The organism is Nonomuraea deserti, from assembly GCF_004348685.1.
Lineage (GTDB): Bacteria > Actinomycetota > Actinomycetes > Streptosporangiales > Streptosporangiaceae > Nonomuraea > Nonomuraea deserti.
Genome location: NZ_SMKO01000464.1, coordinates 1 through 398, shown reverse-complemented (window position 1 = coordinate 398; position 398 = coordinate 1). Strand labels below are relative to the sequence as shown.

1 protein-coding gene is annotated in these 398 nt (G+C 72.6%); it reads right to left on the bottom strand.

Features of this window, described 5'->3' with window-relative positions; genetic code table 11:
* Window positions 1-398, bottom strand: a 398-nt coding sequence (locus tag E1292_RS52165) for a hypothetical protein (protein ID WP_220447483.1), incomplete at both ends; no start/stop codon positions are given.

The window sequence follows — 398 nt, the reverse complement described above, 5'->3', positions numbered from 1 at the left end:
GCTCAGGAGCCCGTGGCCCACGCCAGGCTCCAGTTCATCCAGCACCTGGCTCGGCTCGCCCGAGAAGGCCAGGTCCACCGGCGCCATGACCTGGCCGCGCCAGCCGGCGGGGCCCGGGTAGCCCTGGTAACCGGCGGCGGCCACGGTCTGCACCAGATAGGCGCGTCCGGCGTGCACCTGCAGGGCGGGAGCGCCGGCCTCGTTGACGGGAACCTGGGCGCCCACGGGAATCCAGAGCGGGTCGCCGCTGGCGATGACCCGGTGCCCGCTGTCCAGCAGCAGGGGGATCTGGCGTTGCGCCCCATGGCTGCGCGCCTGGAAGATGCCCTGCATTTCATCGGCGAAGGCGAAGCTCAGGCAGAGCACGCCCACGGGCTCGCGGGTCTGCGGATGCAGCA